The organism is Microbispora sp. H10670, from assembly GCF_014161385.1.
Classification (GTDB): Bacteria; Actinomycetota; Actinomycetes; order Streptosporangiales; family Streptosporangiaceae; genus Microbispora; species Microbispora triticiradicis.
Window position 1 is genome coordinate 42,032 of the sequence record NZ_JABBWW010000025.1, and the last position, 21,148, is coordinate 63,179.

Sequence of the window (21,148 nt, forward strand, 5' to 3'; positions counted from 1 at the left end):
TTGACAACCACTTGCAGGGCGATTGCTGGGCAGATTCGACTGATGCGCGTTATGCCGGATAAGAGTTACGCTGCGCGTCATGCGCGTTTCCCCCCTTCGCTCGGTTCCCCGCGTCGATCTGCTGATCGGCCTGGCCATCATGGCGCTGGGCACCCTTGAGGCGTTCACGGTCGCCGGGAGTTACGGCGCGGCCGAGACCCCCGAGCTGTGGTGGGTCGGGCAGGCGGTGGTCACCGGCGTGCTGGTCTGGTACCGCCGCAGGTCGCCGGTGACGGTCTTCATCCTGATGATCCTCGCGCAGTACGTGTGGCACCGGCAGGGCTACGAGCAGTGCCCCGTCTGGCAGCTCGCCGCGCTGCTCATCGTCTTCCACACGATCGGCGCCCATCTGCCGGTGCGGCACGGCGGGCCCTGGGGGCTGGCGGGCATCCTGATCTTCGACTCGGGCGCCGTCGACCACCGGTTCCTGCCGTTCGAGGAGGTCATCTTCCTCACCGTGATGTTCGGCTCGGCGTACGCCACGGGCCTGGCCCTGCGCGGCTATCTCCTGCGCGCGCACCGGATGGCCGATCGGGCGGCGCGCCTGGAGATGGAGCGGGAGCGACGGGCCGCCGAGGCCGTCGCCGCCGAACGGAACCGCATCGCCAGGGAACTGCACGACGTGGTGGCCCACAGCGTGAGCATGATGGTCATGCAGGCCGGGGCGCTGCGGCGCAGGATGGGCGTGGCGCGGGAGGACGGCCCCGGCCCGGAGGCGGCCATCCTCTCCGGCATCGAGCAGGCGGGCCGCGACGCGGTGGAGGAGCTGCGGATCATGCTCGGCGCGCTGCGGATGCCGCAGGACGAGGCGCTGCCCCAGCCGGGGCTCGACATGGTGCCCAACCTGATCTCGACGGTCGCCTCCTCCGGCCTGCGCGTCACGCTGGAGACCGAGGGCGACCCCGTACGGCTCGCGCCCGGTCTCGACCTGTCGGCGTACCGCATCGTCCAGGAGGCCCTCACCAACGCGGTCAAGTACGCCGGCGAGGCCGACGCCCGCATCGTCGTCGCCTACCGTCCCGACCGGCTGGAGCTGGAGATCGCCGACAACGGCGGGCGGGCCGCGACGGCGCTGTCCACGGGCAACGGGCTCATCGGCATGCGGGAGCGGGCCGAGCTGTTCGGCGGCCGCCTGGAGGCGGGGCCGCGGCCGGAGGGCGGCTTCCGCGTCCGCGCGACGCTGCCGATCGCGCAGGCGGCGCCGATGAGCGAGGCGGCGAGTTGACGATCCGCATCGTCCTCGCGGACGACCAGGCCATGATCCGGGCGGGGCTGCGCATGGTCGTCGAGAGCGAGCCGGGCATGGAGATCGTGGGCGAGGCCGCCGACGGCGCCGAGGCCGTCGCCCTGGCGACCCGGGTGCGGCCGGACATCGTGCTGATGGACATCTCCATGCCGCGCATGGACGGCCTCGCCGCGGCCAGGCGGGTGCTCGACTCGCCCCATCCGCCCAAGGTCATCATGCTGACCACGTTCGACACCGACGAGAACCTGTACGCCGCGCTGCGGGCGGGCACCAGCGGCTTCCTGCTGAAGGTGTCGCCGCCCGAGCAGCTCGTGGAGGCGATCCGCGTGGTCGCCGCGGGGGACGGACTGCTCGACCCCGCGGTCACGACGCGGGTGATCGCGTCGTTCGCCGGCCGGCACGAGCCGGTGCGGCCCCCGCAGCTGGCCGAGCTCACCCCGCGTGAGCTGGAGGTGCTGCGGATGCTCGCCCGCGGCCACACCAACGCCGAGATCGCCAAGGAGCTCTTCGTCGGCGAGGCCACGGTCAAGACCCACGTCGCCCGCGTGCTCATGAAGCTGAACCTGCGCGACCGCGCTCAGGCGGTCGTGTTCGCGTACGAGTCGGGCGTGGTGACGCCGGGGTCGGCGCTCGGGTAGTACGACCGCCACTGGGCGTTCGTCATCTTGAGCACCTTGAGGCCGAGGTAACCCATCGCGATGACGGGGGCGCCCCAGAACGGGATCGTCGCCGGGCTGTAGGGCACCGCCACCGCGCCGAGGTAGCCCACGGCGACCACGGCCGGCACCCACCAGTGGACGAACCCGGTGCGCGAGACGGCCAGCAGGAGCAGCGGCAGCCCGACCATGCCGAAGTAGATCCACGGCAGCGTGAAGCCGAAGACGACGCCGGGGATGTCGAACACCTCGTTGAACATCTTCTCGCCCTGCTCGACCGGGTAGTGCTGCCCGAACCACCACTCCACGGGGTCCATGAGGAGCAGGGCCGAGACGCTCATGTACCCGATGATCGTCATTCCGCCCGCGATGTGCCCGAAGACGACGGACTTCTTGCGCACCAGGTGCAGCAGGCCGAAGGCCGCGATCGGGACGAGCATCCAGCTCCAGTGGTAGAGCGCCGACTCCAGCTGGGCCAGCGCCGGGCTGGCGCCGTAGCTGACCATCTCGCGGTCGTCGCCCCACGTGCCGGGGTCGACCAGGAGCGCGACGAACTGCAGCAGCGGCGCGACGAACAGCAGGACTCCGGTGACGCTTCGCCGGAAGGCCACCGAGTCGGACAGTTTGAACATCGATCTTTCCCCTTCAGGTCCGTCTTCCTACAGCCGGGGACCGTAGGTGACGGAACGCGGCGGACTCGTCCGCCGCCCGGATGATGCGTCCTCATCCGCTGGGGCTACTTATCGCCTTCAGGCGAGGTATGTGTATATTTTCCGGAAGACGGCTCACACTACGGGAGATTTTTCATGAAGGCTTTCCCGTCGGTCCTGTTCGACGAGGCGCACAGCGAGGCCTGGACCATCCGGCGGGAGGTCGCCGAGGCCATCAATCCCGCCCATCCCGACGACAACAGCTACGCGGAGGCCGCCGGGACGCTGCGGCGGCTCGGCCACACGGTCCGCGCGCACACCGAAGGTCCCGTCACCCCGGCCGTACTGGACGGGTGCGACGTCTTCGTGGTGGCGCACCCCTCCGACGCCCGCTGGGAGCGCACGACCGGCTCCGGCAGCCCGGTCTTCGCCGACGCGGAGATCGACGCCGTCGAGGCGTACGTCGCGGGCGGCGGCGGGCTGATCGTGCTGGCCGAGCACGAACAGGACAAGTACGGCAGCAACCTCGGCGCCCTGCTCGCCCGCTTCGGGGTCACGGCCGAGCACGCGACCGTGCAGGACCCCGGCAACTGCCACAACACCGTGGCCACCTGGGTCCTCGGCGTCCCCTCCGCGCAGGCCGTGACCGAGCCCGGCGGCGTGGCCCAGGATCTGCTGGCAGAGGTCCGGCGGGCCTGCTTCTACCGCGCCGGGACGCTCGGCGTACCCGCCGGGGCGACCGTGCTGTTCGCCGCCTCCGCGTCGGCCGACCCCGCGGGAGCCCCGCTCGCCGTCGCCGTACGGCACGGCAGGGGCCGGGTGGTCGTGCTGGCCGACTCCGACCTGTTCGGCGACGACTCGATCCGCGACTACGACCACGAGAAGCTGTGGGGCAACCTCGTGACCTGGGCCGCCCGGGTGCCCGAGGCGTCCGGAGCCGCGGCGCGCGACGCGCGGCACGAGGAGGTCGCGGCCGGTTTCGCCGCGCTCGCGGCCGCCGTGGAGCGGCTGCGCCCGTTGCAGGCCAAGGACGGCTCGGTCACCGGCGACCACGACGAGGCCGTCGCGTGCATCAGCGAGATCGTCGACGGCGTCGCGCGGCTCGCGCCGCACTTCCCGCACGACGGCGAGTATCTCGACGCCGTGATGAAGGACTTCCGCGCGTGGGTGGCGGCCGGGCTGGGCGTGCCCGACTTCCTCGACTCGCTCAACGCCTTCCACCCCGACACCCAGCGGACCGACGGCCTGGAGCATTTGGTCGTCTTCCCGATGTACACCCAGAACGGCAACCTCAACCGGAACGTCGAGGCGGTCTGGATCCGGGTCGTGTGGCCGGCGTGGCTGGCCGAACTGGAGCGGAACGGCTACGACAACCCGATGTTCGTGCCGATCGCGTTCGAGGGCTTCACCTCCGGCTACGACACCAACTCGGCCGTGCTGTTCCCCGAGACCGTCGCCGTGCGGCAGACGCCGCCGCGCTTCACCTGGGGCGGCATCTTCTGCGACCGCGAGGCGGCCCGGTTCCGCCGGGTCAGCGAGGCGGCCGCCGCCACGCTCAAGCTGGAACTGCCGCCGGACGCCGCCCGGCTGCTGGCCTCCCAGGACCTCGCCCAGGACACGTTCGTGCTCTGGGACCTCGTCCACGACCGCACGCACAGCCACGGCGACCTGCCGTTCGACCCGTTCATGATCAAGCAGCGCATGCCGTACTGGCTCTACAGCCTGGAGGAGCTGCGCTGCGACCTCACGGCGTACGGCGAGGCCGTGAAGCTGGAGGCCGCGGGCGTGCCGCACGCGCGGTACGTGCAGTACGCCATCCTGTTCGACCGGCTGTTCCGGTTCCCGATCACCGGTGAGCGGGTGCGCAACTACGACGGGCTCGGCGGCCAGCTGCTGTTCGCCTACCTGCACCGGCAGGGCGTCGTCCGGTGGACCGACAACCGGCTCTCGGTCGACTGGCCGCGGGTCGCGGACGGCGTCGCCGACCTGCGCGCCGAGGTGGAGAAGCTCTACCGGGACGGGATCGACCGGTCCAAGCGCGCCCACTGGCTGGCCGCGCACCGGCTCGTGTCCGCGTACGTCGAGCCCGACCCGGCCTCGGTGTGGCAGCGGGGCGCGGAGGCGCTGCCCGCCGAGCAGAAGGCCATGGTCGACGCCGTGCTGCCCGACGAGTTCCCCCTGAGCATGTTCTACGAGGCGCTGCGCCGTAAGCTCACCGACGTGGTGGAGTCGACCCGGGGCATCCGGGCGTGAGCGCGGACCTGGAGGAACGTGCGATGAGCAGGGTGATCGTGGTCACCGGGGCGGGCGGCCCGGCAGGGCGCGCCGTCGTCGGGCGGCTCGCCGGCCGGGGCGACACCGTCGTCGCCGTGGACAAGACCGGGGCGGACGGGGCTCTGGCCGTCGACCTGCTCGACCGGGACGCCGTACGCGACCTGGCCGAGCGGGTGCGCGCCGAGCACGGCCGGGTGGACGGCGTCGTCCACCTGGTCGGCGGCTGGCGCGGGTCGAAGACCTTCGCCGAGACCTCGCTCGACGACTGGGACCTGCTGCACGACCTGCTGATCAGGACCCTGCAGAACGTGTCGCTGGAGTTCGAGCCGCTGCTGCGGGCGAGCGGGGACGGCCGCTTCGTGATCGTGTCGGCCCGGGCGGCGCGCAAGCCCGTGAAGGGCGGCGCGGCCTACGCCGCCGCCAAGGCCGCCGCCGAGGCGTGGACGCTGTCGCTCGCCGACGCGTTCACCGGCACCTCCGCCGCGGCCGTGGTCCTCGTCGTCACCGCGCTGGTGCACGACGAGATGCGGGCCGCGAACCCGGAGAAGCCGTACCGTACCTTCACGGACGTGCAGGACCTCGCGGCGGCCGTAGAGGCCTTGTGGGACCAGGACGCGGCGGAGGTCAACGGCCGGCGGATCGACCTCACGCCCGATCCGGTCGGCTGACCCGGCGCTGTTCCGCTGAGTGTTGTGGGGAGAGATTTCGTGACAACCGATGCCGTACGGCGGCACGACCCGGCGATCCGCACCTTCGCGAGCGACAACTACGCGGGAGTGCATCCGGAGGTCCTGGAGGCGATCGCCCTGGCCAACGAGGGGCACCAGGTCTCCTACGGCGACGACGTCTACACCGAGGCGCTGCAGGGGGTCTTCCGCCGCCACTTCGGCGAGCAGGCCGAGGCGTTCCCGGTCTTCAACGGCACGGCGGCCAACGTGGTGTCGCTGCGGTCGATGTGCGCGCACTGGGAGGCGGTGATCTGCCCGGAGACCGCCCACGTCAACAACGACGAGGGCGGCGCCCCGGAGGTCGTCGGCGGGTTCAAGCTGCTGACCGTGCCCACCCCGGACGGCAAGCTGACGCCCGATCTCCTCGACCGGCAGGCGTGGGGCTTCGGCGACGTGCACCGGGCCCAGCCCCGGGCCGTGACGATCTCGAACGCGACCGAGGTGGGCACCGTCTACACGCCCGACGAGATCAGGGCGCTCTGCGACCACGCGCACGAGCTCGGCCTGGTCGTCCACCTCGACGGCTCGCGGCTCACCAACGCCGCCGCCGCCCTGGACGTGCCGCTGCGCGCCCTGACCACGGACGCGGGCGTCGACGTGCTGTCGTTCGGCGGCACCAAGATCGGGCTGATGCTGGGCGAGGCCGTCGTCGTGCTCAACCCGTCGGCGACCAGGGGCCTGCCGTACCTGCGGAAGACCGGCATGCAGCTGGCTTCCAAGATGCGGTTCGTGTCGGTGCAGTTCGAGGCGCTGCTCGCGGGCGACCTGTGGCTGCGCAACGCGCGGCAGGCCAACGCGATGGCCCGGCGGCTCGCCGCGGCCGCACGGGACCTGCCCGGCGTGACCGTGCCGCGGCCGGTCGAGGCCAACGGGGTCTTCGCGATCCTGCCCGCGGACGTGGCCGACCGGCTGCGCAAGCGGTTCCGGTTCTACAACTGGGACGAGCAGATCGGTGGGGGGATGATCGAGGTGCGGTGGATGTGCGCCTTCGACACCACCGAGGCCGACGTGGACGCCTTCGCCGCCGCGCTCGCCGAGGAGCTGCGCGCCTAGGGAGTGCGCCTCCCCGGGATCAGGGACCTGGACTGGCGGCCGACGGGAGGTTCGGTCTGGCGGGAGCCTGCCGGCTGGGCCATGCGATGTCGTCGACCGCCAGGAACGGCTCGCCCGCCACGTTCGCCGGGGTCACCCCGATGAACTCCATGACGTCTCGATGCAGATGGGACTGGTCGGCGTAGCCGGCTTCCACCGCGACTCGGGCCGCGCTGCCGCCCGCGACCAGGCGGTGGGCGGCGTGATCGAAGCGGACCAGCTTCGCGGCGCGCTTGGGCGGCAGGCCGATCTGTGCGTGGAATCGGGACCACAGGCGCTTACGGCTCCATCCGAGCTCGGCGGCCAGCCGGTCGACCCGGACCAGGCCGCGACCTCCGGCGATGCGGCGCCAGGCCCAGGCCACCTCAGGGTCCACCGGCGGCCCCGCCTCATGCCGGCGGGCGAGCAGCGCGCCGGTCAACGCGAAACGATCCTCCCAGGAGGAGACGTCGGCCAGCCGCTCACGGATCCGCGACGCCTCCCGGCCCCACAGGTCGTCGAGGGCCACCACGGCGCCGTCGAGGTCGGCGGGGGAGACGCCCAGAATCGCGCGTGCGATGACCGGGGACAGGCGTACCTGCACGCACTCGACGTTCTCCCCCCGTGCCCAGGCCGCGCCTCCGGACCCGAGCCCGGGCCCCGCGACGAGACTTCCGCGCTGCCGCCGCCCGGCGGCGTAGTCCACGACTGGTGAACCGGCGCCGAATTCCAGCAGCAGCGTCACGGCCGGGTGCGGGACCATCCGGAGCGCGTCCAGGTCACCGACGCGGAACCCGGCCATGGTGACACCGGCCACCCGGCCGGGCCCCCGCGGACAGGCGACGTCCCACACCGTCTCACCGTGCACGAAAGCCGACACGACCGCCAGGCTACGCCGAGCGCCGCGCGGACCGACCGGAGGGAACGACCGAGGGGAACATTCGTCCAAGACGCCTGCGCGCACCGGCGGCGACAGTGGGCGCATGACTGTTTCCGACGGCGATCGGCATGCGGAAGCCGAGACCACCGAAAGTACGACGCTGTCCCTGGACGACGGCGACATCCACGTGTGCCAGGACGGCCCCCGCGACGCCCCGGCACTCCTGCTGATCCACGGGTCCGCCTCCTCGGTCCGCTCGTGGGACTCCCTGGTTCCGCTGCTGACCGGCTCGCATCGCGTCATCCGGATCGACCTGCTCGGGCACGGGCGGTCGGCCAAACCGGCCGGCCCGAGCTACGCGACCCCGGACCAGGGACGCCGGGCCGGCGTGGCACTGGACCGGCTCGGCGTCGAGCGCGCGATCGTGGTCGGTCATTCCAGCGGCGGCGCGGTCGCCACCGCTCTCGCCGAGCGACGACCCGACCTGGTGATCGCGCTCGTGCTCATCAACACCGGACCCGGCATGGCCGCCTACATCGCATCCGAGTCCGCCGCGATCGCACCGTCGCAGTGGCCGCCGGCCGACGAGCAGATCCGCCGGTTCGCCAGCACCGGTTTCAGCCGCGCGGGCTATCAGATCCCACAGGAGCTTCTGGACGAGGTACGCATGATGACCTACCACACGCTCACCGCGACGATGGTGGGCACCCGCGCCTACCTGGAGGAACAGGCGCTCCCGGAGCGGCTGACGGCCCTCGGCAAGCCGCTTTTGGTGATCTTCGGCGAGGACGACCGCAGGTGGCGATCCTCGTCCGCCGCCGACTACCGGACGGTTCCGGGCGCGAAGGTCGAGTTGCTGCCCGGTCTCGGGCACTCGCCCATACTCGAGGACCCGGCGAGGACCGCCGGCCCCCTGCTGGCCTTCACCGCGATCCACGCCGGGAGGGGCTGAAGGCCCATTCGCCGTCACCCCCAGCCGACGGCGGGCAGGCCGGAGAGGGTCTCGGTGCGGGGAGGGTCACGGTGCGGGCAGGGGCTGGGCGCCGCGGGCGGCCAGGAACTCCTTCATCGTGCGGATCTCGGCGTTCTGGCTGTCCACGATGTGCTGGGCGAAGGCCCGCACCTCCTCCCGCGACGAGAGCCGGAGCAGGCCCTCGGCCATCTCCACCCCGCCCTGGTGATGGCGGATCATGAGCTGGAGGAAGAGGATCTCGGCGTCCTTGCCGGTGGCCGCCTTCAGCCTGTCCATCTCGGCGGGAGTGGCCATGCCGGGCATGGTCCCGCCGGGTGCCATGGCGGTGGCGGCCCCGCCGCCGTGGCCGTGCCCGGACATCCAGGCCATCGGGGGGCGGCTCGCACTCTGGTCCAGCCCCCACTGCTGCAGCCAGCCCATGAAAATTCCACGTTGCGTGCTCTGCGTCGTGATGATGTCGTACGCCAGGCCGCGCAGCGCCTGGTCGGACGTCTTGTCGCGGAGGGCGAAGGACATCTCGACCGCCTGGGCGTGGTGGACCCCCATGTCCCGCGCGAACCCCGCCTCGGGGGAGGAGTCCGAGGGCGTTCCCTGCCTGGTGAAGAACACCACGAGCACCGCCGCCGCGAGCAGTACGGCGATCAGCCCGAGGAGGGGGAAGGAGCGCCGGGGCGGGGAGGCGGTCTCCACCGAGGCGTCGAGGTCAGTGCTCATCGCCCACAGGCTACCGCCGCCAAACAAGATCTACCCGAAGTGGTAGGTATAACCACTATTCTCCATACCCAGCGGGGGCGTCAGTGATCAGTGCTTGGAGGAGCGATGACCAAGGAGAAGGCGCAGGCGAGGCGTGAGCACCTCGCCCGCATGCGCGCCGACCAGAAGCGCAAGGAGCGGCGCGCCGCGCTTCTCATGTGGGGCATAGGCGGCCTCGTCATCGTGGTCCTGGTCGCTCTTGTCGCCGTGTGGGTGGTGAAGGACCGTTCGGGCAAGTCGCTCGGCGCGGTCAAGTCCTTCAACTACAAGGGCTCCGACCACTCTTGGGCGAAGGTGGACTACAAGGAGAACCCGCCCGTCGGCGGCCAGCACAACTACTACTGGCAGAACTGCGGCATCTACGACAAGCCCATCCACAACGAGCACGGCGTCCACTCGCTGGAGCACGGCGCGGTGTGGATCACCTACCGTCCGGACCTGCCGAAGGCGGAGGTCGACAAGCTGAAGACCATCGCCTCGGCCGACTACATGCTGCTGAGCCCGTACCCGAACCTGCCGGCCAAGGTCGTCGCCTCCTCGTGGGACCACCAGATCACCCTCGACGGTGCCGAGGACCCCCGCCTGCCGGAGTTCGTGAAGAAGTACAAGCAGAACCCGACCTACACCCCCGAGTACGGCGCGTCCTGCACGGGCGGCGTCGGCACCACCTCCGAGCAGCCGCTCCCGCCGCCGCAGGCGGAGACCAGCCAGGAGCCGATGCCCGGCGCGTCCCCGTCCTCCTGACCGGGGTCGTCCCTCCCGGAGGGACTCAGGGGACCAGCAGGCGGTCCACGGGCACGGCTTCGAGCCCGTGGGCCTCGGCCACCGGGCGGCTCGCGAGGTGGCCCTGATGGGTGCTCAGGCCGAGGGCGAGCGCGGGGTCGGCGGTCAGCGCCCCGCGCCAGCCCAGGTCGGCGATCGACAGCGCGTACGGAAGCGTCACGTTGGTCAGCGCGTACGTCGAGGTGTGCGGCACCGCCCCGGGCATGTTGGCCACGCAGTAGAACACCGACCCGTGCACCCGGTAGACCGGGTCGGCGTGCGTGGTCGGCCGGGAGTCCTCGAAACAGCCGCCCTGGTCCACGGAGATGTCGACGAGCACCGACCCCGGCTTCATCCGGGCCACGAGGTCGTTGCTCACCAGGGTCGGCGCCTTCGCGCCCGGCACGAGCACCGCGCCGATCACCAGATCGGCGTCCACCACCGCCCGCTCGACCTCGTACGCGTTGGACGCGACGGTCTGGCAGTCGCCCCGGAAGACCAGGTCGGCCTGGCGCAACCGGTCGACGTCTCGGTCGAGCAGCAGCACCTGGGCCCGCATGCCGACGGCGACGGCGGCGGCGTTCATGCCGGACACGCCCGCGCCGATCACCACGACCTTGGCCGGATAGGTGCCGGGGACGCCGCTCATCAGCACCCCCCGCCCGCCGCCCTGCCGCATGAGGTGGTAGGCGCCCACCTGGGGAGCCAGCCGCCCGGCGACCTCCGACATCGGCGCGAGCAGCGGCAGCGTGCGGTCGGGCTGCTGCACGGTCTCGTACGCGATGCCGGTGACTCCCGCCTCCAGCATGGCCCGGGTGCACGGCTCCGATGCGGCGAGGTGGAGATAGGTGAACAGCACCTGGCCCGCACGCATCCGGTGGTACTCGTCCGGTTCGGGCTCCTTGACCTTCAGGATCAGGTCGCCCTCCGCCCACACCTCGTCGGCGGAGTCGAGGATCACCGCCCCCGCGGCGGCGAAGTCCTCGTCGGGGATCGCCGACCCCCTTCCGGCGTCCTGCTCCACGACGACCTGGTGGCCTTTGCGGACGAACTCGTTGGCCCCGGCAGGGGTGAGCGCGACGCGATACTCATGGGTCTTGATCTCTCGGGGCACTCCCACCTTCATGTTCTCACTGTCTGCTCCCCGTGTTTGCCCTGGCAGTGGGCAACGAGCAACAATTTGGCTGGCATTCATGACAAATGGTCAGGATTGGAAGCCGCTGAACCGCATATGGTCGCCCGGTTACCTACCGTTGGCATAGGTCGGTAGGCTCTGCGAGCGATGTCAGGGATCGAGGTGGGGATGCAGAACGCGCCCGTGCCGGGAGACGAGGAACCCGGTCCGCGGCCCGGCGGACCGACCCCGGGGACTGAGACGGCACCGTTGCAGAGCGTGGCCGGCCCGGACGACGCCGGCGGTGTGCCCGCCGGGACGTACGGCCGGCCCGGCGGCAGGCACGCCGCACCGTACGGCCCGCCCGGCGGCAGCCACGCCGCGGAGTACGGCGTGCCCGGAGACGGACCGGGTGCGGCCGGCGACCCGTACGGCCCGCAGGAGATCCCGCCGGACGGGTTCGGGCAGACCGAGGTGATCGGCGCCGTTCCCGGCGTGGGCGGCGACCCGTACGGTCCCCGCGTGACCGATGACCCGTACGGGGTCGCGGGCCTCCCCGACGACGGCCTCCGCGACGCGGAGATACCCGCGGGGCTCGGCGCGCCCGGGCTTCCCGGCGCCGCTGGGCCGGGCGAGATGCCCCCCGGCGTGTTCGCGGACGTTCCTCCGGGCGTCCCCCTCGACGTTCCTCCCGGTGTTCCCGTCGAGGCGCTCGCCGACCTTCCTCCCGTCCCGCCCGACGTCGTGGTCGAGGTGGTAGAAGAGGCTCCGGCGGATGTGCCCCTCGACGCGCCCGCCGGCCCCGCGGCTCCGGAGGGGCCGTCCGAGCCGCGCGCGGCGAGGGGGACGACGATCGCCCTCGTGGCGGCGCTCGTGACGGTGGTCGTGATGTCCGGCGTCCTCGGGGCGGTCGCGGTCCTGATGACCCGCAATCCGGACGCGCCCCCGCTCAAGCAGACGCCCGTCCACACGTTGACCACCCCCGTGCACTTCGCCCCGGTCACCGGGGTGCGGCCCGCGCCCTGCGAGGGGACCGACGCGATCCCGGACGACAAGGGAACCACCTGCTACCTGCTCGACCCGGGCGTCACGGTCAAGACCGTGCAGAAGATCGAGGAGGTGCCCGACAACGACGGCACCTATTCGGTCCGGCTCGTGCTGTCGCCGTCGAGCCGGGAGGAGATCGCCCAGCTCACCCGGGACACCGTCAAGCAGCAACTCGCGGTCGTGGTGGGCGAGAAGGTCGTCGCGGCGCCCCGCGTCGCCCAGGAGATCACGCAGGACAGCCTCGGCATCGCGGGCTTCGACAAGGCGCAGGCCGACGCGATCATCGGGTTGCTGACCGGAGGATCGGCCCCCGCGGGCCAGCAGCAGAACCCCACGCCCGGCGCCGGCCAGCCGGACGGAACCCAGCAGGGCGGGACTCAGCCAGGCGGGACTCAGCCGAGTGGAACCCAGCCCGGTGGAACCCAGCCCGGTGGCACGCAACCGGGCGGCACACAGCCGGGCGGAACTCAGCAGGGTGGGACCCAGCCGGGCCTCGACCAGTCCGGCACGAACCAGAACGCCCCTCAGCCCGGCTCGACCCCGCCCGGTGTCTCCCAGCAGAACGGCGGGCAGGGCACGATAAGCTCCGGCTCCCGCACCGGCGCCGCGCAGCCCGGGGCCACGCAGGCCGCTCTCACCTCGGCGGGCACGGGCACGGGCGGAGGGAACGGCGGCCGGTACGCCTCGTGCAAGGAGGCGAAGGCCCACGGCGCCGGGCCGTACACGAAGGGCCGTCACCCCGAGTACGACTGGTACGTCGACGTCGACCACGACGGCGTCGCCTGCGACCCCGACGACATGGTCTGACCCCTCGCCCCGTCAGACCTACGGCGCGACGGGAACGCCGTGCCGCGCCCACCCGACGGCCCATGTCCGCCGCGGTCCGTGCTCATGCACGGGCGCGCCAGACGTCTCGTGGATGCCGGTGCTCGCTGCGGCCCATGTCCGAGCGGGCCGCGGTGCCGATACCCGGCGGCCGGGGGTCCGGCGGGCGTGCAAGCCGCGGGCAATCGGGGTGCAAGCAGAGCCCGGTAGCGTGCGGAGCGTGTCAGCACCATGGTTGCGAGGCGTGGCCGGTCCGGCCGCCGCCGCCGCGTTGCTTCTCCCCGCCGCTCCGGCGCTCGCGCACTCCGCGCACTCCACTGCGCAGGCCCCGGCCCCGTCCGCCGCACAGGCGGCGTCCACGGGGCTCAGGCCCGCGCCCGCGACGGTCGCCAAGAAACTCTTCGGCGCGTGGCTGCGCCGGGACCGCCACGCGGCCTCCCGGGTCGCCACCGCCGGCGCGGTCTCCACGATCTTCGCCTACCCCTTCCGGGCCCCGGACAGGTTCGCGGGCTGCACCGGAGGGCGCGACTGCCGGTTCGTCCACACCAGCGTGAACGTCCCGGGCGGGCTTGACGGCATCCTGATGGTCGTCTCGGGCTCGAAGGTCGTGAAGGTGTACGAGTCCCGGCACCTCGTCAAGCCGTCCGCCGCGGCCACCCACCTCTTCAAGGCGTGGCGCGCGGGCGACCGCTACCGGGGTCTGGAGGCCGCCACGAACAGGGCCGTCGCCACGCTCTTCCGGAACAGGTTCGACCCCAAGGGCGTGGCCTACGTCTTCCAGGGCTGCAACCGCGACCCGAAGGGCTACAGCTGCGCCTACTCCTACGAGGGCGGCGCGATGTTCATGCGGCTGGGCGGCTCGAAGGCCCGCGGCTACGAGGTGACCTCCATCGGCTACATCGCCGACTGAGCCCGCGAGCGGACCGAGCCGGCGAGCCGGCCGGTCCTCAGGGCCGGGAGGCCGGCACGAGGGCGATGTCCTCGGGCCTGATCGGCACCCGGGGGAGATCCAGGCCCGTCGCGGCCCTGACGGCGGCGGCCACGGCCGGGGTCGACGACAGCGTGGGCGGCTCGCCCGCCCCGCGCAGCCCGTACGGCGCGTGCGGGTCGGGGTTCTCCAGGATCGACAGCCGCATCGGCGGCATGTCGAGGATGGTGGGGATCAGGTAGTCGGTGAACGAGGGGTTGAGCACCCTGCCCTCCCTGACCTGGATCTCCTCCATCAGCGCGAGCCCCAGCCCCTGCGCCGAGCCGCCGTGGATCTGCCCTTCGAGGGCGAGCGGGTTGAGGATCTTCCCCACGTCCTGCACGGCGGCCAGTTCGACGACCCTGACCAGGCCGAGATCCACGTCGACGTCGACCACCGCGCGATGCACGCACAGCGCGAGCTGGGTGTGGGAGTTCCCCTGGCCGGTGACCGGGTCCATCGGAAAGGTCGGCCGGTGGCGGAACTCCCGGGTCTCCTCCACCGGCCCGGACCGCTCCAGCACCTCAGGGAGCGACAGCCCGGGATACTCCGCGCGCAGCGCGCCGAGGCGTTCCCGCACCGCCACGCAGGCGGCCCGGACGGCCCCGCCCGTGACGTACGACTGGCGGGAGGCCGAGGACGACCCGGCCGAGCCGACCGCGGTGTCCGCCGGGGCGACGGTGACCCGCTCGATGCCCAGCTCCGTACGGGCGATCTGGGCCTGCACGGTGACGAGGCCCTGCCCCACCTCGGCGGCGGCGGTGTGCACGAGCACGTGCGGCTCGTCACCGGCGAGCTCGACCCGCACCCGCGCCGTCGAGTAGTCGTCGAAGCCCTCGGAGAAGCAGATGTTCTTGATGCCGACGCCGTAGCCCACGCCCCGCCGCACGCCCTCGCCGCGCGTCGCCTGGGCCACGCCGCCCGGCAGCAGGCGCAGGTCGGGCCCGGCGCCGTCGGACCCCGCGCCGTCCGGACCGGCGGGCGGCGGCTCGGCGGGTAGCGGCATCGCGGCCAGTTCGGCGAGCATCTCCGCGAGCGGCGCGGGGCTGTCGATCAGCTGCCCGGTGGCCAGCCGCGATCCCTGCGACACCGAGTTGCGGACCCGGATCTCCACCGGGGACAGCCCGCAGGCCGCCGCGAGCCGGTCCATCTGCGACTCGTACGCGTAACAGGCCTGCACCGCCCCGAACCCGCGCATCGCGCCGCAGGGCGGGTTGTTCGTGTAGACGCCGTACGCGTCGATCCAGACGTTGTCCACCTCGTACGGCCCGACGCCGAGGGAGGCGGCGTTGCCGACCACGGCGGGCGTGGACGAGCAGTAGGCCCCGCCGTCGAGCAGGATCTCGGCCCGCACGTAGACGAGCCGCCCGTCGGCGGTCGCGCCGTGCTCGTACCGCATCCGGGCGGGATGCCGGTGGACGTGGCCGAAGAACGACTCCTCGCGGCCGTACACCATCTTGACGGGGCGGCCGGTCCGCAGCGCCAGCATCGAGGCGTGGACCTGCATCGACAGGTCCTCTCTCGCGCCGAACGCGCCGCCGACCCCGGCGAGCGTCAGGCGCACCCTCTCCGCCGGCAGGCCCAGGCACGGAGCCACCTGACCCTGGTCGACGTGCAGCCACTGCGTGGCGACGAACAGGTCCACCCCGCCGTCCTCGGCGGGCACGGCCAGTCCCGACTCCGGGCCGAGGAAGGCCTGGTCCTGCATGCCGACCTCGTACTCGCCGGTGACGACCACCTCGGCCTCGAAGGTGCTCCCCACCCTGACCGGCTGGTGCCGTACGACGTTGCCCCCGGGGTGGACGGCCGGGCAGGACGGGTCGAAGGCGGCGCGGCGGGGGTCGACGACGGACGGCCGCACCTCGTAGTCCACGACGATCGCGGCGGCGGCCCGGCGCGCGGTCTCCGGATGGTCGGCGGCCACGATCGCCACGGGCTCGCCCTGGTAGCGGACCTGGTCGATCGCCAGCACCGGCTGGTCCCGGTGCTCCAGCCCGTAGAACCTCTCGCCGGGGACGTCCTCGTGGGTCAGCACGGCGAACACGCCGGGCATCGCGAGGGCGGGGCCGACGTCGACCGAGCGGATCCACGCCGACGGGTGCGGGCTGCGCAGGGTGGCGCCCCAGAGCATGCCCTCCAGCCACAGATCCGAGGAGTATGCGAACTCCCCGCTCACCTTCAGCCTGCCGTCCGGGCGCGGCACGCTCTCGCCGAGCCCCGAACCCGGCCCCGAGGGGCGCTGGGTGTCCGTCGTCATCGGCCGCGTCATGCTCGTAGTACAGCAACCGGACCGGGCCCCGGCCTATCGGCGTGGTCATGGGAATCGGGACGGCGGACGGGGTCGATGCTTGTACATACCTCCAAATAGGCTGTCGGTCGTGCTGCTTCGTGATCTGCTCTCCGCTCCGGAGCTGCGGCTCGTCCTGCTGACGGGCGACGAGACGCCCGAGCGCGAGATCAGCGGGGTGCTCATCACCGACCTGCCCGACCCCCGGCGCTACCTGTCGGGAGGCGAGCTGGTGCTGACCGGGCTCATGTGGCGGCGGTCTCCCGGCGACTCCGCGCGGTTCGTGGCCGCCCTCGCGGAGGCGGGGGTGGCCGCCATCGGCGCGGGCGACGCGCGGCTCGGCATGGTGCCCGACGACCTGGTGGCGGCCTGCCGCGAACACAACCTGCCGCTGCTGGAGGTGCCCGTCGAGGTGTCGTTCGGCGCCGTCACCGACTTCGTGGGCCGGCGCGTCGCCGCCGTGCAGGCGGGTGACCTGCGCGGCGCTCTCGGGCGGCACCGCAGGGTCGTGGCGGCGGTGGCCGAGGGAGCGGGGCTGGGGGAGCTGTTCGCGCTCGTGGAGACCGAGCTCGGCGTCACGGCCGCCGTGGTGTCCGCCTGCGGCTCCGTCGTCGCGGGCGCCCTGCCCGAGGACCAGGCCGTACGGCTGGCCCGCGACTACCTCGCCGCCGTCCGCCTGCCCGTGGTGGTGGACCGCGGCGGGCGGTTCACGCTGTTCGCCGTGGACCGCGCGCACCGGGCCGCCGGCTGGGCCCTCGTGTGCCGGGGGGAGGTCGACGCGGAGATCGGCTTCGAACTGGCGGCCTGCGTCGCGCTGGAGCGCACCCGGGCCGAGGCGGGCCGGCGGGTGGAACGGCGGCTGGCCGAACAGCTGATCGCCCTGGCCTGTTCGGGAGGGGAGCCGACGGAGCTGTCGGCGCGGCTGCGGACCTGCGGCGTCGACCCGGCGGAGCCGTACGCGCTGGTCGCCGCGGCGGCGAGCCGGCGCGGGGCGACCGACGGTCCCGATCCCGCCCTGCTGGGCGGCCAGGTCGTGGAGGAGCTGCTGGACCGGCGGGTGGTGGCGGTGGCCGGGGCGGACGCGTCGGTGACGCTGGTCCCGCTGCGCGGCGACGCGTACGGCGACGACCGCGACGCCCTCGCGGAGCGGCTGCGCGACCGGGCGGCGGTGATCGCGGCCGGGCTGCCGGCGCTCACCGTGTCGGTGGGGGTGAGCGGGGCGCTGACCGGCCCGCAGGCCATCCGGGGCGGGGTGGAGGAGGCGGGCCACGCCCGGCGGCTGGCCGCGGCGCGCGGCGGGGGAGTCGTCACCGGCGACGAGATCTACACGCACGCGCTGCTGCTGGCGACCACGCCGGGCGAGGTGCGGTCGTCCTTCGCCGAGCGGCTGCTCGGGCCGCTGTTCGACTACGACCGGCGGCACGGCGCCGAGCTGGTGCGCACGCTCGGCGCCTTCCTCGACTGCACCGGTTCGTGGAACGCCTGCGCCGAGCGCCTGCACGTCCACGTCAACACGGTGCGTTACCGGATCAGGCGGGTCGAGGAGCTGACCGGCAGGGACCTGTCGTCGATGGCCGACCGCGTCGACCTCTTCCTCGCCCTGCGCGCCGGGTAGCCCCGCCGCGGTCAGCGGCTCAGCGCCTCCTCCGCGGAGCGCGGCGGCGTGACCTCCACCCCGGGGAACGCCTCCCCGATCTCGCGAAGCTCGTCCTCCGCCTGACGGCGTAGCTGCTCGTCCCCGGACCGCTGCCCGATGGCCAGCGACCTCAGGGCACAGTGCAGTGCGAGCTCGGGCTCGCCGAGCAGGCGATGCGCTCGTGCCAGCATGATGAGCGCTTCGCACTCCTTCGTCACATGGCGCAGCTCGCGGGCGTGGGACAGGCCGCGATCGAGGCGCGGCTGCGCGGTGAGCGGGTCACCGTGGTCCAGGTAGATCCTGGCCAGCGTCAGGAGGCCGTCGCACTCGTGGTAGCGATCTCCCGCCGCCTCCGCGAGCGCGACGGCCTCACCGAGAAGCGCGATGGCCGCGGGCATCTCGCCCAGGCCCAGACAGGCGCTTCCGCCTGTGAGCAGTGAATGACGCTCCCCGACCTGGGACCCGATCTCCCTGGCGATCACGCGCTGGGCCTCGGTGCACTCACGTGCCTCGGCGTACCGTTCCAGATGGAGGTGGACGAGGCCCAGATTGCCCAGCGCGCGCATCTCGCCGAACCGGTCTCCCTGTGCACGTCTCAGCCCGAGCTCGGCCTCCTGGTGGGGGAGCGCTTCGACCGGCCGGCCCACTGCGAGTAGGGCGTACATCACCTGTAAATGGGCCGGGGGCAGGATCTCCTGGTCGCCGGTCCGCTCGCCTACCTTCAGTGCCTGCCGGCTCAAGCTGAGGTGCTCGCGAAGGTGCGTGCCCCTCGTCAGCTCCCAGATGAGCGCGAACCCGACATAGGCCCCCCGGCGTGCGATCTCGTCGTCCTCGCTGGCCATCCCCTGTGCTGCGGAGGAGATCACATGTGTCAGCTCCTGGTCGAGCCACGCTCTGGCCTCGGCCGGGGTACTCAGGGACAGCGGGCGCTGCGGCACATCGGGCCAGGGAAGGTGCACACGGTGCGGATCGAGCAGGGTACTGGCGTGACGTGAGGTCGCGCCGTAGAAGCCGAGCGCCCGCATGAGCGCGTCCTTCCGTGACTGCGGCGTGAGGTGGGCGTCCGCGAGTTCGATCGTGAACAGCCTCACGAGGTCGTGCGGCTGGTAGCGGCCGGCTTCACCGGTCTCCAGCAGATGCGCCCGCACGAGGCGGTCAAGGGCGCGCTCGGCGGCGTCGGCGGGCTCGCCGACGAGGGCGGCCACCACGTCGGCGGTCACGCTCGCCACGTGCAGGACGCCGAGATGACACAGCGTCCGCGCGGCCAGCCGATCGAGCGCGCCGCCGCGGGCGAGCCCTTCGTAGCTGAGCTCCAGACTGGACCGCACGGCGATCTGGCCCGACTCCAGCTCGTGCAGCGTGCGCCGCCGGTCCTCCAGCCTCCCCCCGAGGTCCCGCACGCTCCAGTCCGGTCGCTCGCCCAACCGGGCGGCGGCCAGGCGCAGGGCGAGCGGCAGCCCGCCGCACAGTTCGACCAGATGGGCCGCGGCGGCCGGATCCCCCGAGATCCGCTCCGCCCCGACGAGCTTCGACAGGACGGTGACCCCCTCGGACCGCCGCATTCTGCGGAGGATGATTCGCACGCAGTCGTCGGCCACGGCGAAGGACTCCCGGCTCGTGATGAGCACGGCGTTGCCCGACGGCAGGCCCAGCAGGGAGCGGACCTGCTCCGGCCCGGCCGCGTCGTCGAGCAGGATGAGGGTCCTGCGGCCCTCCAGCCGATCGCGCAGCACCGCCGCGGCCTCTTCCTCCTCGGACGGCACGGCCTTGCCCTCCAGGCCGAGCGCACGCAGGAGCCTGCCGAGCACGCCGATCGGCTCCAGACGCTCTACACCTGGCGTCGCTCCCAGGAGGTTCACGTAGAGCTGGCCGTCGGGGAACGCGTGGGCCGCGGTGTGCGCGGCATGGACGGCCAAGGCGGATTTGCCTGTTCCGGGGGCGCCGGTGATCGCGACCACGGCCTGTGGGACGCCGCCGTCCCAGGGGGTGAGCAGCGATCGCAGGCGGACCAGCTCCTCGACCCGGCCCACGAAGCCGGTGACCGCGCGCGGAAGCTGACGTGGCGGCCGAGCCCCGGGACCGGCGTCGGTCGTCACGCTCCGCTCCGGGTCCAGGGAGGGATCGGCCCGCAGGATCAGTTCGTACCGCTCGCGCAGGGCCTCGCCGGGGTCCAGACCGAGCCGCTCGGCGAGTAACCGCTTGACGTCCAGGTAGGTGTCGAGCGCGTCGGCCTGCCTGCCCGATCGATAGAGCGCCAGCATGAGCAGGTCACGGGTCCGCTCCCGCAGGGGAGCCTCCGTGACCAGTTCGGTGAGGGCCGTCACGGCCTCCTGGTGCAGTTCCAGATCGAGCATCGCGCCGGCCCGGTCCTCCAGAGCCGTCAGTCGCAACTCCTCCAGCCGGACCCGCTCGGCCGCGGCGAAGGGGCCGGGCACGCCGCAGAGGGCGGGACCCGACCAGCAGTCCGAGGCGGCGTCCAGTATGCGCAGGACGCCACGCGGGTCTTCCGCCGCCTGGAGCCGGCGGGCCTCGGCCAGATGGCGTTCGAAGTCACCGACGTCGGCCTCCACCGCCCCGCTTTCAAGCACATAGCCCCGCGACCGGGAGATCAGGGTGCTGTAGGGGCCGCGCCGGCCCGGCGCCCTCTCCAGCACCCGCCGCAGACCGGCGATGTAGGTGTAGACGCTCTGTTCGGCGGTGTTCGGCGGACGATCCCCCCAGAGCCCGCCGATCAGCGTGTCCTTGGTGACGACCCGTCCCGCGCGGGCGGCGAGGACACACAGGGCCGCACGCTGCAGGGGTGGCCCGAGGTCGACGGTCCGGCCTTCGCGCCACGCCGCCACGGGCCCAAGCAGTTGCAGGCGATACGGTGAGCCTTGCGACGTTCCGTGCTCTTCCGCGTTATCCATACGTCGTCGGACTCCATAGGGTAACGACACAGACGCGTTCTGTGGAAGTCTGTCAGGGGCGGTTGAAGGCACCGGCTTGGCAGTTCGTGGCCGCACCCCACCGCATCCCCGACGTTCTTCACTACTACCGCATTACGAGGTCATCGGACTTCGCTTCCCCACTCTGACAGAACCTCAAATATGCCACTACATATCTAGATTCCGTCTAGATATGAGGATGACGTGGGCCCCCTCCGAGGACGGCGCGGAACAGGGTGGTTCTCGTGTGCACGAGGCAACGCCCGGCGGAAGCGTGGGGTCTGCCGAGGCGGCGGTTGGTGGGCTTCCGTGC

16 protein-coding genes are annotated in these 21,148 nt (G+C 72.4%); 10 read left to right on the plus strand and 6 right to left on the minus strand.

Annotation, left to right across the window (positions count from 1 at the left end; all coding sequences use genetic code 11):
- The first annotated feature begins 79 nt into the window (after positions 1 to 79).
- Together HHX33_RS27965 and HHX33_RS27970 are read left to right on the plus strand one after the other, a co-directional pair.
- Positions 80 to 1,264: a sensor histidine kinase gene (locus tag HHX33_RS27965; protein WP_182877203.1), complete on the plus strand. Its 1,185-nt coding sequence runs from the start codon at positions 80 to 82 to the stop codon at positions 1,262 to 1,264.
- Positions 1,261 to 1,923, plus strand: coding sequence for a response regulator (locus HHX33_RS27970; protein ID WP_138461286.1), 663 nt, complete (start codon positions 1,261 to 1,263; stop codon positions 1,921 to 1,923). The genes HHX33_RS27965 and HHX33_RS27970 overlap by 4 nt, the downstream gene beginning before the upstream one ends.
- Here the strand turns inward: HHX33_RS27970 and HHX33_RS27975 are convergent.
- Positions 1,863 to 2,573, minus strand: coding sequence for a hypothetical protein (locus HHX33_RS27975; protein WP_182877204.1), 711 nt, complete (start codon positions 2,571 to 2,573; stop codon positions 1,863 to 1,865). The two genes, HHX33_RS27970 and HHX33_RS27975, sit on opposite strands and share 61 nt — an antisense overlap.
- A 174-nt stretch (positions 2,574 to 2,747) precedes the next feature.
- Between HHX33_RS27975 and HHX33_RS27980 the strand changes: the two genes are divergently transcribed.
- From HHX33_RS27980 to HHX33_RS27990, 3 genes are read left to right on the plus strand one after another with little or no spacing between them, the layout of a single operon-like run.
- The gene (locus HHX33_RS27980; RefSeq protein WP_182877205.1) at positions 2,748 to 4,844 is read left to right on the plus strand and encodes a DUF6421 family protein; all 2,097 of its coding nucleotides are present in this window, start codon (positions 2,748 to 2,750) and stop codon (positions 4,842 to 4,844) included.
- A gap of 23 nt (positions 4,845 to 4,867) precedes the next feature.
- Positions 4,868 to 5,533, plus strand: coding sequence for an SDR family oxidoreductase (locus HHX33_RS27985; RefSeq protein WP_182877206.1), 666 nt, complete (start codon positions 4,868 to 4,870; stop codon positions 5,531 to 5,533).
- Positions 5,534 to 5,572: 39 nt separating this feature from the next.
- Positions 5,573 to 6,646 (plus strand): threonine aldolase family protein, encoded by a 1,074-nt coding sequence (locus tag HHX33_RS27990; protein WP_182877207.1) that lies wholly within the window; start codon positions 5,573 to 5,575, stop codon positions 6,644 to 6,646.
- A gap of 19 nt (positions 6,647 to 6,665) precedes the next feature.
- Here the strand turns inward: HHX33_RS27990 and HHX33_RS27995 are convergent, their stop codons facing one another.
- Positions 6,666 to 7,544 (minus strand): helix-turn-helix domain-containing protein, encoded by an 879-nt coding sequence (locus HHX33_RS27995; protein ID WP_310741561.1) that lies wholly within the window; start codon positions 7,542 to 7,544, stop codon positions 6,666 to 6,668.
- A gap of 103 nt (positions 7,545 to 7,647) precedes the next feature.
- On the opposite strand from HHX33_RS27995, the gene HHX33_RS28000 reads away from it, so the two are divergent.
- Positions 7,648 to 8,496: an alpha/beta fold hydrolase gene (locus HHX33_RS28000; RefSeq protein ID WP_182877209.1), complete on the plus strand. Its 849-nt coding sequence runs from the start codon at positions 7,648 to 7,650 to the stop codon at positions 8,494 to 8,496.
- Between the two features lie 66 nt (positions 8,497 to 8,562).
- Here HHX33_RS28000 and HHX33_RS28005 read toward each other — a convergent pair whose 3' ends face one another.
- Positions 8,563 to 9,231 carry a DUF305 domain-containing protein gene (locus HHX33_RS28005; RefSeq protein ID WP_182877210.1) on the minus strand — a complete coding sequence of 223 codons (669 nt, stop codon included), beginning with the start codon at positions 9,229 to 9,231 and terminating at the stop codon, positions 8,563 to 8,565.
- 105 nt (positions 9,232 to 9,336) lie between these two features.
- Here HHX33_RS28005 and HHX33_RS28010 point away from each other — a divergent pair, with 105 nt between their 5' ends.
- Positions 9,337 to 10,014 (plus strand): DUF3105 domain-containing protein, encoded by a 678-nt coding sequence (locus HHX33_RS28010; RefSeq protein WP_182877211.1) that lies wholly within the window; start codon positions 9,337 to 9,339, stop codon positions 10,012 to 10,014.
- Between the two features lie 25 nt (positions 10,015 to 10,039).
- Here HHX33_RS28010 and ald read toward each other — a convergent pair whose 3' ends face one another.
- Positions 10,040 to 11,158 carry an alanine dehydrogenase gene (ald, locus tag HHX33_RS28015; RefSeq protein WP_182877212.1) on the minus strand — a complete coding sequence of 373 codons (1,119 nt, stop codon included), beginning with the start codon at positions 11,156 to 11,158 and terminating at the stop codon, positions 10,040 to 10,042.
- Between the two features lie 156 nt (positions 11,159 to 11,314).
- On the opposite strand from ald, the gene HHX33_RS28020 reads away from it, so the two are divergent.
- Both HHX33_RS28020 and HHX33_RS28025 read left to right on the plus strand, forming a co-directional pair.
- Positions 11,315 to 13,000, plus strand: a complete 1,686-nt coding sequence (locus HHX33_RS28020) for a SecDF P1 head subdomain-containing protein (protein WP_182877213.1) — start codon at positions 11,315 to 11,317, stop codon at positions 12,998 to 13,000.
- 238 nt (positions 13,001 to 13,238) lie between these two features.
- A complete protein-coding gene (locus tag HHX33_RS28025) occupies positions 13,239 to 13,928 on the plus strand; it encodes a hypothetical protein (RefSeq protein WP_182877214.1) in 690 nt (229 codons plus the stop codon).
- 37 nt (positions 13,929 to 13,965) lie between these two features.
- Here HHX33_RS28025 and HHX33_RS28030 read toward each other — a convergent pair whose 3' ends face one another.
- Complete coding sequence (locus tag HHX33_RS28030; protein ID WP_259402929.1) at positions 13,966 to 16,254, minus strand: molybdopterin cofactor-binding domain-containing protein; 2,289 nt, start codon at positions 16,252 to 16,254, stop codon at positions 13,966 to 13,968.
- 109 nt (positions 16,255 to 16,363) lie between these two features.
- Between HHX33_RS28030 and HHX33_RS28035 the strand changes: the two genes are divergently transcribed.
- The gene (locus HHX33_RS28035) at positions 16,364 to 17,887 is read left to right on the plus strand and encodes a PucR family transcriptional regulator (protein WP_182877215.1); all 1,524 of its coding nucleotides are present in this window, start codon (positions 16,364 to 16,366) and stop codon (positions 17,885 to 17,887) included.
- An 11-nt stretch (positions 17,888 to 17,898) separates the two neighbouring features.
- On the opposite strand, the gene HHX33_RS28040 is transcribed toward HHX33_RS28035, so the two are convergent.
- A complete protein-coding gene (locus HHX33_RS28040; RefSeq protein WP_182877216.1) occupies positions 17,899 to 20,751 on the minus strand; it encodes an AfsR/SARP family transcriptional regulator in 2,853 nt (950 codons plus the stop codon).
- Positions 20,752 to 21,148 lie beyond the last annotated feature (397 nt).